Raw genomic sequence first — 13412 nt, 5'->3', positions numbered from 1 at the left:
GTTAAGGTAAAAGATAATGTTAAAACGTAAGTGGTTAGCTAGTGCTTTGGTGACGTTGATGCTGTCAGGTTGTGCAGCAACATATGAATCAGCAGAAAAAGCTTATCAAGATGGTGAATATGCGCAAGCGAGAGAGTCTTGGCAGAAACTGGCTTTAGACGGTGATAGTCGTTCAATGTATCGACTCTATACGTCAACAAATCGCCCATCACAAGAGGATATTGATTGGCTTGAAAAAGCAGCACATGCCGACTTAGCAGACGCTCAATATGACTTTGCTATGTATTTACTTGAACAAGAAAAATTTAAAGAAGCACAAGAATATTTAACTAAAGCATCGGAAAATAAACAAGACCGAGCATCTAAAGTTTTAGAACAGAATAAAGAATTGTTCCCATTGTGGCTAAAAGCAGAAAATAATGATGCTGGGGCGATCAAAAAACTTGGGGAATATTATTGGTCAAGCAAAGATTATGACCAATCCTTAAAGTGGTATGAGCGATGCGTTGATAGCTATAAAAGTTGTTCCTTTTACATAGGGTTGGCTTTTGATTATGGATATGGAGTTTCTCAAAATTATGAAAAATCTATCTACTGGTACACTAAGTCTGCTGAGCAGGGTTATGGTCCGTCAGCAAGAAACTTAGCTTGGATCTATGAAGATGGAAAGGGAGTACACATAGACAAAAAGAAAGCTGTTTACTGGATGAAAAAGGCTGCGGAAACGCTTTGGCTTGGACAAGCAGAACTCGGCAGGTACTACCTCTATGGTATAGGGACAGAAAAGGATACAGCTAAAGCATTCTCTCTTCTAAACGAGGCTGTACCACATACGAAATATGCGTCCTATCATCTGGCAAGAATGTATTACTATGGTGATGGTATAGAGCAAGACTACAAAAAATCTTATGAATATTTTTTAAAAGCAAGCAAACAAAATCATTCTTGGTCTGACTACTTTATAGGTAATCATTACTATTATGGTTATGGTAAAGAGAAGAGCTACACTCAAGCGTACAATTGGTTTGAAAAAGCAGCAAATGCAGGGGTTGTTGACGCTCAATTTAGGCTAGGTTGGATGCTAAGTGAGGGCGAAGGGGGTACGGCAAACTCGAGAAGGGCATTTCAATGGTATCAGAAAGCAGCCGAACAAGGTTCAGTTGCAGCTCAGAACAACCTAGGTGTTATGTATGCAGAGGGCAATGGAGTAGAAAAAGACGATTATCAAGCGGTTAAGTGGTATGAAAAAGCCGCTAGACAAGGTGATGATGTTGGCCAATATAATCTGGGATTAAGGTATGAAATTGGAAAAGGTGTAAGACAAAGTAATCAGCTAGCTGCGTTCTGGTACGCAAAGTCCGCACAACAAAATCATAAAAAAGCACAATCTTATCTTAATGAAATACTGAATAAGCTTAAAACTAAAACTGTCCAGATCAAAAAAGCTTCAGTTTATAAAGAAGGCAATTTTGACAGTGAAGAGCTGCTGACATTGCCACAAGGTCAGCGTGTTTATGTGTTGTCCTCTGGAAGTCAATGGACAGAGGTATATGTCCCTAAAAACCACACTATCGGTTACATAAACAATACTCATCTTTACTAAAATGGATTTAAATATGAAGAAGATTATCTTTGCATTATTGTTTGTATGCCAATCGGTGTTCGCAAACCCTACTGTTTGAGGATGTTGAATACATTGTAACGCTCTTGTCATAGTCTTTAGGAATAATCCATACCATCACACTAAGGCGGTATGGATTGCTTGCGTGGCTTATAGCGAGCGATCTGAAATACTTCTTCTGTATGACGTTGGCTGAGTGATTGGGTTCCGGTTCCGTCTTTGGGTACGGTTCGGCGGTGAGTTACTTGATACGGCCATTTCATATTGTTTGGTATATATCGCCGACTTTTCTGTTTTTCAGAGCGATTATCGGCATGTTCAGATTCAACCAAGTCAAAATCAGTACGCGCTTATTTTGCTTAAGCGCGCTCCCTATCATCAGTTTACTGGTGGCACTTTTCCTCTCTTTTCAAGTGACACAACAAAAAGATCGTTTATTTGATCGTCTTTACCAGCAACACCTACTGCCTCTAAGTGAAATCCTTGCGACTCATTCATTGCTCAGACAAACTGGCCTTGATGATTTAAGGCGTTATCGAACCGGGTGGGCTGGCCAAAATGAAACGATAGATAAGATTGAAAGCTTATTAGCTCAAGTTGGAGAACACTGGAGAGCTTATCAACAACAAAGGGGAGAGGCTGTTGATCCGCTCAACCAATTGGCTGATCAACAATTAGAGAGCGCCATTCAACTCTATCAGCAATGGATATCTCGCGCAGGGAGTGATGCAATTACTGTGCGAATCCTGAATGAATCGACTTTTAATAACGAGATTAATCATACTCTTGTTCCACTGGGTGAGACGTTAAATCAACTGGTCGCACAGCAGATTGGTATGGCTGGGGAAGTACAGACCGAGGCGGCTAGCCTTACTCATACCATGGTCCAATTTTATCTGTTTGGTGGAGCGATTTGGATTAGCTTATTAATGTTACTCGGTTGGTTAATTCAGCATTCTATTCAACGGCCACTGCATCAGTTACGTGCAGGCATACAACGATTAGCCAACTCTTCTGATCTGACCACGCAAGTCGTTGTACAAGGTCGAGATGAAATCGCTCAAACGGCACAAGCATTAAATAGAATGGTAAATCACTTTTGTCACTTGATTATTGAGATAGAGAATAAGAGTGTTGAACTAAGAAAAAATGCCAAGCGTATGTTGTTGGTTAGCGAAACCGTAGAAGAAAAATCGAATAACCAATCTTTACAAACCGAGTCCGTGACCCAAGCTATGGAAGAAATGGGCCAAGCGATTAGTGCGGTAAGTCAACATACTCAATATGCACAAACGGTGGTAACACAAGCTGATGAGCTTAGTTTACAAGGTGCAAATACCGTTCAACAAGCCAGTATGCGGATAAAAAACTTAGCCAGTGCAATAGATCATTCTGCTCAAATTATTCGGCACTTACATCAAGAGTCGACAGAAATTACCCAAGTGTTGGGTGTGATACAAAATATTGCTGAGCAAACCAACTTATTAGCGCTTAATGCTGCGATAGAAGCCGCACGTGCTGGCGAGGCCGGACGAGGATTTGCGGTTGTCGCTGATGAAGTGCGTAATTTGTCGGGTAACACAGAAAAAGCGACTCGCTCGATTAGTGATGTTTTGTCGCGTTTACAACAAGGCGCGGATAATGCGGTGAACGCCATGCAGTCTGCGAATCAACAAGCACTAGAAAGTGTCGATTTTTCTAATCAATCGGAACAAGTTTTAAATCATATTCGGCAAGCATTTGAAGATGTAGCACAAGTGAATCGTTCGATCACCACGGCCAGTGAGCAGCAGGCTTTGGTTGCTCAGCAAACGAAGCAAAGTATCCATAGCTTAAGTGGCGATACACAGGATTTAGAGCAGCAGGCAAAGCAGGCTCGAGAAGTGAGCGAAATGTTGAGCCAAGCCTCTGGTGAGCTGCGAGATAAGGTTCATCACTTTGTCACCGCATAAATGAAGCTTGCTCTCTTGATCATTGAAACGATCAAGAAAGTTTGTTGGCTGGGGTTACTTAAAAAAACCATGATGCTAACGGTGATTAGGCGGCGGCAAAGCGGGTTTATTTAATGTCCGTTGCGATGGATCATCAGTTAAATCAGAGGTATTCATCATTTTAGAGAGGCGTTGTAGTGAAGAGAGCAGTAGAGTTTGTTCCCAACCAGCTAATGATTGAAATCGTTGAATAAAGTCTTGTTGCATAAGCTGTGGTGCAGTTTGTAGCAAGGTTTGTCCAGTGGTCGTGAGCATCGCATGTACCTTTCTTTTATCATCAGTATCTCGTGTACGCAGGACAAGCTGCCGTTTCTCTAAGCGGTCTAAAATACTGGTCGCTGTTGCTTGGCTCATATTGGTTGCTATTGACAGTTGGCGAATGGTCATATTAGGCGAGTTATTAATGGCTCGCATCAATAACAGTTGTGGGCTCGTTAGGCCAAACGTTTTATTCAACTGTTTTGAATGTAGATCAATCGCGCGAATAATTTGTCGCACTGATACGAGTACTTCTTCGTGAATATCCAATTTTTCCTCCATAAGGAAGAGGCTGCTCAAGCAGCCTCTATTAACGATCACCGAGTTATTGCGCTGCTTGTGTGGCAGCTGCTATCCATGAGTTAAACAATGCTTGGTTAGCTTTGATCCAACCATTGGCATGAGATTCAATATCTCGTGCTGAATTTTTACCCTGACTCATCAGCATATTTTGTGCACTGATATCGTTGATGCTTAATTTCATGATTTCAAACAATTTCGCTGCTGCTGGGTTTTCCATAGCAAATTGTTTATTGGCGATAATATTCATCGAGTTAATTGGGAAACCGTAGTTTTTACCATTTGGTAGCGTCGTATCAATTCCCTTTTGATTCCCTGGTAGCGCTGAAAATGGCACTTCTAGCCACACCACATCTTTTCCTGGAACTAAAACACCACTCACCCAGTAAGGTGTCCATGTGTAGTAAATAATCGGATCGCCTTTTTTATAGCGAGAGATGGTATCAGCAATAATAGCTGCGTAGTTGCCTTGATTGTGGGTTACCGTATCACGTAGGCCAAAAGTATCGAGTTGGTATTCAACCACACTTTCACATCCCCAGCCTGGATTACAACCGGTTAAGTCGGCTTTTCCGTTACCATTGGCATCAAAGAGTTTTGCAATTTTGGGATCTTTGAGCTGACCGATGTTGGTAATGTGATATTTCTCAGCGGTTTTTTTATCAATCAAGTAACCTTGAGCGGCTCCGGAGATATATGTGCCTTGACGATAGAATTTGTCATCACCACCAGAGGCGAGGTATTTATCATCATGCAATGGCTGCCAATTCACCGCCAAGTAGGTCGCATCACCTTCTGCAATTGAGGTATAGCCTACGTTGTAGTCAACTTCTTTGGTAGGCAGTACGTGATAACCCAAAGCTTCCATGGCTTTATTGACAATTAAAGTTTGGAAGGTTTCTTCTGCAACGGTGGATTGTATTGGCTGTACAGTAATCCCTTCGCCGGGAAGTTTAGCCCAAGCAGAGCCAGATAAGGTTGCGCTGACGGTGAGCCCAGTCGTGAGCAGCGTCTTCCATGCGTTATTCATTTCTATTCTCCTAGTAATTGATTTATATCAAGTTATTTTTTTGGCTTAAGTCGGTACACGAGTAAGGCCGGGCCTTTTTCGTACCAACGTATTTTCTTATCTCGACTGTTGATGCCGATCGTCTGAGTAAGTCTGTCGAGTAAAATGGCGAGGATAACAATGCCTAAGCCACCGACAGCCGCGAGACCCATATCGAGACGACCAATGCCGCGTAACACCATTTGTCCTAAACCGCCGACCGCTATCATTGAGGCAATCACGACCATAGAGAGTGAAAGCATCAAGGTTTGGTTGACCCCCGCCATTATCGTTGGCATAGCCAGTGGCAGTTGAATTCGGTAGAGCATTTGTTTTGGGCTAGCCCCAAAAGCGTGCCCAGCTTCAATCAGCTCTTCAGGAACTTGTTGAATACCTAAGATGGTTAAACGAACAATCGGAGGCAGTGCAAAGATAATGGTGACGACGACACCCGGAACATTCCCAATACCAAACAGCATGACAATCGGAACTAAGTAGACAAAGGCAGGCGTTGTCTGCATGGCATCTAGCATGGGCCGAATGATCTTAGCTGAAGTTTCACTACGAGCGAGCCATATCCCCGTGGGAAGGCCAATAAGAAGGCAGAAAAAAACTGAGGTCATGACTAAGGCTAGAGTGACCATTGCCTCATCCCAAGCACCAATAAGACCAATGACAAGCAATGAGACGAAAGAGGCGATACCCAAACGTCGCCCAGCAAGCTGCCAAGTAATCAGTAATACAATCAACAGCATAAGTGGAGCTGGTGTTGAAATCAGTGTGGTTTGGAATGAACTGAGTATGAAATCAATAGGCACACGAATGGCTTGAAATAATGGCCGACCATGCTGAACCAGTCCATTAATGGCGGTTTCTACCCAGTGATCAAAAGGGATATGGGCCTCTTTAAATGGGTGTAACCAATCAAACGGTTCGGTGGTGACTGGTGCGGCATTGAGCCAATCATTAGCGGCGGTGGCACTTGAGGTGGTTGACCATGGGTCGCTGCTGACCGTTTGAGTCGCTGCTCCCCAAGGATCTGCGGCGTTTGCCGCGGCATGACTTGTTTCCGTGGTCATAATTATTCTCTATCTAAAGTTTGCAGTAATCGTGATTTTGTGATGACGCCAAAATATTTCCCTTGTTCATCCACAACAGGAACAGCATAAGGCACACTGGCCACTTGGCTAATTAAGTCGCCGACGGAAACATCAGGGTGAATGGTCACCGTGTCTGATAATAAAGCGCTGTTAAGAGAGCGTTGCTCTTTTTTGGCGGCTTTTAGCGAGTCAAGTGAAACAATACCGGTGTATTTATTGGTGCGATCAACCACAATGCCAAATTCTCGCTCATTATCTAGTAGCAATTGCAGGGCGGTTGCTGGGCCATCGTTATCATGTTTTTTAAAGACCGCCGCAGGTTTTTTACGCGCGATATCTTTTGCACTGAACACGCTAGCGATATTGACGCCGCGGAAAAAGGAACTGACATAATCATTTGCTGGTTGATGCAGTATTTCATCCGGAGTGCCGACTTGTACCACCACACCATCCTGCATAATAGCGATGCGATCCCCGATGCGCATCGCTTCATCTAAATCATGAGAAATAAAAACAATAGTGCGCTTGTCATCATTTTGTAGACGAATCAGTTCGTCTTGCATTTCACTACGAATCAAAGGGTCAAGGGCGGAGAAAGCCTCATCCATTAATAAAATATCGGGATCATTGCTGAGCGCTCTGGCGAGCCCAACGCGTTGTTTCATACCACCAGAAAGTTCATCAGGGTAGGAATCACAGTAAGCTTCTAACCCGACTCGCTCAAGCGCTTGACGGGCGATTTGGTGGCGCTCTTTCTCATCAACACCTGCTAATTCAAGGCCAAAAGCCGTGTTCTCTATCACGGTCATGTGTGGCATGAGGGCAAAGTTTTGAAACACCATGGAGATACTTTGACGACGAACGGTTCTTAACGCTTGGTCAGAAATTGTGGCAATGTCGTTTCCTTTGAGTAAAACGCTCCCTCGGGTCGGTTCAATCAAACGGTTTAATAATCGAACAAGGGTCGATTTTCCGGAGCCTGAAAGCCCCATGATCACAAAAATCTCCCCTTCATTAATCGATAATGACACATCTTTAACCCCAACGGTCAGGCCTGTTTTTTCAAAGATTTGATCTTTATTCAGGCCTTTTTCGATGAGAGGGAACGCTTCATCTGGTGTCTCTCCAAACACCTTATAAAGGTTCTTCACTTCCAGCATAGTTGACATCTTTATATCCTTTATCTTTGTCAATATGACACAATGAAAATAGAAAATATGCATAGAACACTAAACATTGTTTTATGGCTTTTCAAGTTTTTATTGGTGCTGCTAGTGTGTAATTTTAGTTAACATGTTGTTTTTTAAAGAAAATAAAAAATACAAAAAAAAGTGTTTTAATTTGAGGTAGAATGTTTTGGGTGGGGTGGTTTTTTCTCACTGCGCCTGCATATAAACTGATTTAGCGGTATGATGTGACGGTGAAATTGATGTAATTGAGGAGCGTAACGCGTGCGACAATTTTGGATGGTGCTATATGGAGTGGTTTTGCTGTTGGGCAGTACGACAAACCTTTTTGCTCAAGAGCAACAAGCCGTGCCTTACTCGGAATCACCGATATTAGATAGGCCCTTAGTGGAACGGTATATTTTAGATGAGTTAAAAGCGTTACGTCAGGATCAACAGGATCTAGAACGGCGTTTGACGATTCAGATCACGGATCGAGAGTTGGCTGTTGCTGACAAATCTCTCAATTATTCTAATGTCACCGTGACCTATTTTTTCTATGTAATTGCGGGGGTCGCTTCACTGGTCGCCTTAATTGGTTGGCAATCATTAAGAGAGGTAAAGCATAACACTCGAGAAATGGCCGATAAAAAACTTAATAAAATAGCTCAAGAATATGAGCGGAAATTTGTCGCGTTAGAGCGTGATCTTAAACGCAAAAGTAGCATCATCAGTGAAAATAACAGAGAAATTGAAATTATCAATGAGATTCATAATTTGTGGTTGCGTTCGCAGAATGTACAAACAGCCGAGCAACGAATCGAAGTGTATGATGAAATTCTTAAGATTCGCCCAGGCGATCTAGAAGCATTAACTTATAAAGCTGATGCGGTCATGGAGATGCAGGAGTACCATTGGGCAATGAGCTTATGTAATCGAGTGCTCGAGTTGGATGAAAGTAATGGCCCTGCACTGTATCAGCGAGCTTGTGCTTATGCTCGTTTAGGGGCTGAAGAACAGGCGTTGGAAGATATTCAGCGAGCTACGGATATCAGCCCTTCGTTGCGAGAATTGATTGCTGATGAGCCTGACTTTGAATCTTTATATGGCAATAAACGTTTTGATGCGTTAATTAGCGGTAATATCAGTTAATTTTTTATGATTATGGTATATCCCCTTGTTACTTGAATCTGCAGGGGTGTTGGCTACGTTCATTCAAAGGCCAGCCTACGGCTGTTCAAATTGTTCCAGACAAATTTGTCACTCACTTGCCGCCGACCTGCAACGCCAAGTTATTTGGGGATAGGCCGAGCTGTTTAACGCATAACGAAGTGTTGTCTTAACGACAAATTATTATCATTAGACACACCTTGGTTTTTCGCGGATAAAGCGCGAGACCCTCAGGGTGTCGGGGAGGGCGACTTGTATTGAGTCGCCACTACATTCTCTTTGTTTTTGTGAGATATCAAGTGGAAAAATCATCCAAATTGGATCGCGTTCGTGCGGATTATAACGTTCATTACTGGAGCCAAGGATTTTATGGCATTAATGATCAAGGTGAAGTGTATGTTTCTCCTCGTAAAGATCGAGCCTATTCAACGGCCTTGAGTTCGATTGTTCAACAGTTGGAGGCTCGTAATCTCAATTTACCCGTCCTTGTGCGTTTCCCACAAATTTTGCACCAACGAGTTCATAATATTTGTGATGCTTTTAACCAAGCAATAGAAGAATGTGATTATCCCAACCAATATTTGTTGGTGTATCCGATAAAAGTGAATCAACAAAAAGAAGTGGTAGATGAAATACTGGCTAGCCAAGCTAAGTTAGAAACAAAGCAGCTAGGGCTTGAGGCCGGAAGTAAACCTGAACTTTTGGCCGTTCTTGCTATGGCTCAGCAAGCCAGTTCGGTGATTGTATGTAATGGTTATAAAGATAGAGAATACATTCGGTTAGCACTAATTGGTGAAAAGCTTGGGCATAAAGTTTTTATTGTATTAGAAAAACTGTCAGAGTTGGAGCTTGTGCTCAAAGAAGCCAAGAGCCTTGGCGTACAACCGCGCTTGGGTTTGCGCATCCGTTTAGCTTCGCAGGGAGCAGGAAAGTGGCAGTCGAGTGGTGGCGAAAAATCAAAATTTGGTTTAGCGGCGGCACAAGTATTAACAGTGATTGAGCGTTTAAAAGTAGAGCAACAGTTAGATACGTTACAACTGGTGCATTTTCATCTTGGTTCACAAATGGCCAATATCCGTGACGTCAGAAATGGCGTCAATGAAGCCGCTCGTTTTTATTGTGAACTAAGAGAGCTGGGGGCACAAATTGACTATTTTGATGTAGGCGGAGGTTTGGCGGTCGATTATGATGGCACGCGCAGCCAGTCTTCCAATTCTATGAACTATGGTCTGCAAGAGTATGCACGCAATATTGTCAGTGTTGTTGCGGATATGTGCACTCTTTATCAACAACCGAAACCGATCATTATTTCTGAATCGGGCCGTTCAATTACTGCTCATCATGCGGTATTAATTACCAATGTGATTGGAACAGAGATTTATAGCCCTGAAACGATCAGTGAGCCGGATGCCGATGCTCCGTTATTGATGCAAAATATGTGGCGTAGTTGGGAAACATTACGAGAAGGAACCGATGCTCGAGCGTTAATTGAGATTTACAATGATACCCAGAGTGATTTATCCGAGGCGCACACGCTCTTTGCGTCCGGGGTGATTAACTTACCCCATCGCGCATGGATCGAACAACTTTCGTTACGTATTTATCATGAACTACGTTTAAAAATGAGTACGAAAAACCGTTTCCATCGCCCCATTTTAGATGAGTTACAAGAACGGTTGGCTGATAAATTTTTTGTCAACTTTTCACTTTTTCAATCCTTACCAGATGCATGGGGAATTGATCAAGTATTTCCCGTATTGCCCTTGTCGGGGTTAGAGCATGTCGACGATCGGCGAGCGGTGATGTTGGATATTACATGCGACTCAGATGGCGCAATAGAGCAATATGTCGAAGGACAGGGTATTGAAACCACCTTACCCGTTCCTGCTTGGTCGAAAGATACGCCCTATCTGATGGGATTTTTCCTAGTTGGAGCCTATCAGGAAATTTTAGGTGATATGCATAACTTATTTGGCGATACTCATAGCGTGGTTGTGCATATCAATGATCAAGGTGAGTCAGAAATTACCTTTATCAATGAAGGCGATACGGTTGCGGATATGATGCGTTATGTTCATATTGATGTCGATGCAATTCGTGCCAATTATCGTCAGCTAGTCAGTCAGCGAGTGGCAGAGCAAGAGCAGGCAACCGTGCTGGAAGAGTTAGAACAAGGCCTGAGTGGTTATACTTATTTAGAGGATTTTTAAATGAATGATTTGTTTACGAAAACTGATTATTCACTCTACTCCAATGCGATGACTTTTGTCCGTCGCCCGTATGTGAGAAACCCAGTCGATACTGAAGCCGATGTCGTTGTACTTGGGGTTCCGCTTGATATGGCTACATCGGGTCGCCCGGGAGCTAGAATGGGGCCGGATGCGATTCGTCGTGCATCGGTGAATTTAGCGTGGGAAGGCAAAAAATTTCCTTGGGAGTTCAATTTATTTGAGCAAACCAAGGTGATTGACGCCGGTGATCTAGTGTTTGATTGCGGTGATGCGGAAGATTTTACTTATCGTCTAGAGGCGGCCGCAAATGAAATCGTCAAAAGTGGTAAAACGTTACTTGCATTAGGGGGCGATCATTTTATTACTTTGCCGATCTTACGTGCTTATGCCAAGCATGTCGGTGAAATGGCATTGATTCATTTTGATGCGCATACTGATACTTATGCTAATGGCAGTGCTTATGATCATGGGACGATGTTTTATCATGCTCCCAAAGAAGGATTGATTTCACCGAAACATTCGGTCCAAATTGGTATTCGAACCGAGTATAAACAGCAAGGACACGGTTTTAATGTGATTAATGCGATGCAAGCCAATGACATGCCAGTTGAGGAGATTGTTGAGCGAATTCGTCAGATTGTTGCCGATAAGCCGGTCTATTTGACGTTTGACATCGATTGTTTAGATCCTGCGTTTGCTCCCGGTACCGGTACCCCGGTGTGTGGTGGTTTAAATTCCGATAAAATTTTAAAAATTATTCGGGCACTCAAAGGCATCAATTTGGTTGGGATGGATGTCGTAGAGGTGTCTCCTCCTTATGATCAGAGTGATGTGACCGCTTTAGCGGGAGCAACGATTGCCTTGGAGCTGCTTTATGTGTGGGCATCTCGTCAAGAAATAGAATAACTAGACGTTAGCTGCTGATGGAAACCGAGCTTGTGTACGCTCGGTTTTTTTATCAGTTTTTAATGTCCAAAATTACCTAACTTTTAATCAAGCGTAGGAAATGAATCGGTTTGTTACGTTCGTTTACATAACGGTCTTAATACCGATCTCGAAACAAGGTAATCTAAAGCCAGTGATTTATTTTTGCATGATTTTTTGGGATATAGATTATGAAAAATATCAAGTCAATCGTGTTGTCTACGATCGGATTGTCTCTTTTGCCAAGTCTGGGTCATTCTACACCCATTGTCGTGCCGAATCCGCCTCAACTTTCGGCGAAAGGGTATGTGTTGATGGATTACCACACGGGAAGGGTATTGGTTCAACATCATGCTCATGAGCGGCTAAACCCTGCTAGCTTAACAAAATTGATGACCTCCTATGTGGCGGGACAAGGTCTTAAGCAAGGTAAAATTAGCGCAGCTGATCAAGTGACCATTAGCCATAAAGCTTGGGCTAAAAACTTTCCAGATTCTTCAAAGATGTTTATCGAGGTTGGAAAGCAAGTCAACATGATGGACTTATATCGAGGGCTTATTGTGCAGTCTGGCAATGATGCTAGCGTTGCCATTGCTGAGCATGTTGCAGGTTCAGAAAGTGCTTTTGTGGATCTAATGAATTTATGGGCCCAAAAACTGGGGTTAGAAAACACCTCATTTACCAATCCTCATGGCCTCGATAGTGAGGGGCTATACAGCACGCCTTATGATATAGCCAAACTCGCCCAAGCGATTATTCGTGATTTACCGGAAATCTACCCGCTTTATAGCGAAACGTCATTCTCGTATAACGGCATTACTCAATACAACCGTAATGGACTGTTACGTGATCGCAGTTTGAATGTCGATGGAATGAAAACCGGCTTTACCAGCGGAGCTGGTTACAGCTTAGCAACCTCAGCAACCGATGGTGATATGCGTTTAATTTCGGTTGTCATGGGAGCAAATAGCCAAAAATCACGAGAATCAGAAAGTAAACAATTACTCAGCTATGGCTTTAGGTTTTTTGAAACCATCTCACCCCATCAAAACAATGAAGTGCTAGAGAGCGTCAGAATTTGGAGCGGGAAGCAAGATCAAGTTGCGGTCGGGGTTGCACACACGACTTATTTAACGCTTATTAAAGGTGAATTAGCAAAACTCAGCGGTGTTATTGAATTAGATAAGGAGCTGGAAGCGCCACTGAAACAGGGCGAGGTGATTGGCAAAGTGATTTATCAAGTTGATGGACATCAAGTTGGAGAAGCCGCGCTAGTGGCTTTGGAAACAGTGGAAGAAGGGAACTGGTTTAAACGTCTGTTCGATAGCATTAAGCGCTTCTTTGCTGGTTGGTTTTAATGTCGTTTTGACTTAAGGATCAAGCGGAGGTATTAATAAATGATGGTGAGTTCTTCGTCATACATCCGGAGTTTAATTTGTGTGAGCAGATAACGTTATTGCACAAAGCTGTTTGAGAATCATCCTATTTGATGCCTATCTATACTGCTTGGGGTGTTTATTAACCATTTGATTGATTTTAGTGATTTTTTTATTGACCTTATGGCTGAATACGTTAAAGTACGTCTCGTTCCCAAGGCGAAACG

At 42.9% G+C, this 13412-nt stretch carries 10 protein-coding genes; 6 read left to right on the top strand and 4 right to left on the bottom strand.

Annotated elements, in window-relative coordinates; translation table 11 throughout:
- Window positions 1-16 precede the first annotated feature (16 nt).
- A complete protein-coding gene (locus CAG57_RS14430) occupies window positions 17-1603 on the top strand; it encodes an SEL1-like repeat protein (RefSeq protein WP_161433838.1) in 1587 nt (528 codons plus the stop codon).
- Between the two features lie 332 nt (window positions 1604-1935).
- A complete protein-coding gene (locus CAG57_RS14425) occupies window positions 1936-3573 on the top strand; it encodes a methyl-accepting chemotaxis protein (RefSeq protein ID WP_161427942.1) in 1638 nt (545 codons plus the stop codon).
- A gap of 75 nt (window positions 3574-3648) precedes the next feature.
- Here CAG57_RS14425 and CAG57_RS14420 read toward each other — a convergent pair whose 3' ends face one another.
- The 4 genes from CAG57_RS14420 to proV are packed head-to-tail and all read right to left on the bottom strand — an operon-like array spanning window position 3649 to window position 7487.
- Complete coding sequence (locus CAG57_RS14420) at window positions 3649-4140, bottom strand: MarR family winged helix-turn-helix transcriptional regulator (RefSeq protein WP_099610106.1); 492 nt, start codon at window positions 4138-4140, stop codon at window positions 3649-3651.
- Window positions 4141-4195: 55 nt separating this feature from the next.
- A complete protein-coding gene (gene proX / locus CAG57_RS14415; protein WP_161427943.1) occupies window positions 4196-5200 on the bottom strand; it encodes a glycine betaine/L-proline ABC transporter substrate-binding protein ProX in 1005 nt (334 codons plus the stop codon).
- Between the two features lie 32 nt (window positions 5201-5232).
- Window positions 5233-6297, bottom strand: coding sequence for a glycine betaine/L-proline ABC transporter permease ProW (gene proW, locus CAG57_RS14410; RefSeq protein ID WP_161427944.1), 1065 nt, complete (start codon window positions 6295-6297; stop codon window positions 5233-5235).
- A 2-nt stretch (window positions 6298-6299) separates the two neighbouring features.
- Window positions 6300-7487: a glycine betaine/L-proline ABC transporter ATP-binding protein ProV gene (gene proV, locus CAG57_RS14405; RefSeq protein WP_161427945.1), complete on the bottom strand. Its 1188-nt coding sequence runs from the start codon at window positions 7485-7487 to the stop codon at window positions 6300-6302.
- Window positions 7488-7784: 297 nt separating this feature from the next.
- Between proV and CAG57_RS14400 the strand changes: the two genes are divergently transcribed.
- The 4 genes from CAG57_RS14400 to CAG57_RS14385 all read left to right on the top strand — a co-directional run bounded on the left by CAG57_RS14400 (window position 7785) and on the right by CAG57_RS14385 (window position 13167).
- Complete coding sequence (locus CAG57_RS14400; RefSeq protein ID WP_161433839.1) at window positions 7785-8636, top strand: tetratricopeptide repeat protein; 852 nt, start codon at window positions 7785-7787, stop codon at window positions 8634-8636.
- Between the two features lie 317 nt (window positions 8637-8953).
- Window positions 8954-10864 carry an arginine decarboxylase gene (gene speA / locus CAG57_RS14395; RefSeq protein WP_161427594.1) on the top strand — a complete coding sequence of 637 codons (1911 nt, stop codon included), beginning with the start codon at window positions 8954-8956 and terminating at the stop codon, window positions 10862-10864.
- Window positions 10865-11791, top strand: a complete 927-nt coding sequence (gene speB, locus CAG57_RS14390; protein WP_099610109.1) for an agmatinase — start codon at window positions 10865-10867, stop codon at window positions 11789-11791.
- Window positions 11792-12000: 209 nt separating this feature from the next.
- Window positions 12001-13167, top strand: a complete 1167-nt coding sequence (locus CAG57_RS14385) for a D-alanyl-D-alanine carboxypeptidase family protein (RefSeq protein ID WP_099610110.1) — start codon at window positions 12001-12003, stop codon at window positions 13165-13167.
- Window positions 13168-13412: the final 245 nt, after the last annotated feature.

It is taken from the genome of Vibrio sp. V30_P3S12P165, assembly GCF_009904905.1.
In the GTDB taxonomy this organism is placed as follows: Bacteria; Pseudomonadota; Gammaproteobacteria; order Enterobacterales; family Vibrionaceae; genus Vibrio; species Vibrio fujianensis.
This window is presented reverse-complemented; position numbering and strand designations above follow the sequence as displayed.

Excerpts from the sequence above, each read along its gene's own strand:
- CAG57_RS14430 (WP_161433838.1), top strand. The coding sequence starts at position 17 with ATGTTAAAACGTAAGTGGTTAGCTAGTGCTTTGGTGACGTTGATGCTG.
- CAG57_RS14425 (WP_161427942.1), top strand. The coding sequence starts at position 1,936 with ATGTTCAGATTCAACCAAGTCAAAATCAGTACGCGCTTATTTTGCTTA.
- proX (WP_161427943.1), bottom strand. The coding sequence starts at position 5,200 with ATGAATAACGCATGGAAGACGCTGCTCACGACTGGGCTCACCGTCAGC.
- proW (WP_161427944.1), bottom strand. The coding sequence starts at position 6,297 with ATGACCACGGAAACAAGTCATGCCGCGGCAAACGCCGCAGATCCTTGG.
- proV (WP_161427945.1), bottom strand. The coding sequence starts at position 7,487 with ATGTCAACTATGCTGGAAGTGAAGAACCTTTATAAGGTGTTTGGAGAG.
- CAG57_RS14400 (WP_161433839.1), top strand. The coding sequence starts at position 7,785 with ATGGTGCTATATGGAGTGGTTTTGCTGTTGGGCAGTACGACAAACCTT.
- speB (WP_099610109.1), top strand. The coding sequence starts at position 10,865 with ATGAATGATTTGTTTACGAAAACTGATTATTCACTCTACTCCAATGCG.
- CAG57_RS14385 (WP_099610110.1), top strand. The coding sequence starts at position 12,001 with ATGAAAAATATCAAGTCAATCGTGTTGTCTACGATCGGATTGTCTCTT.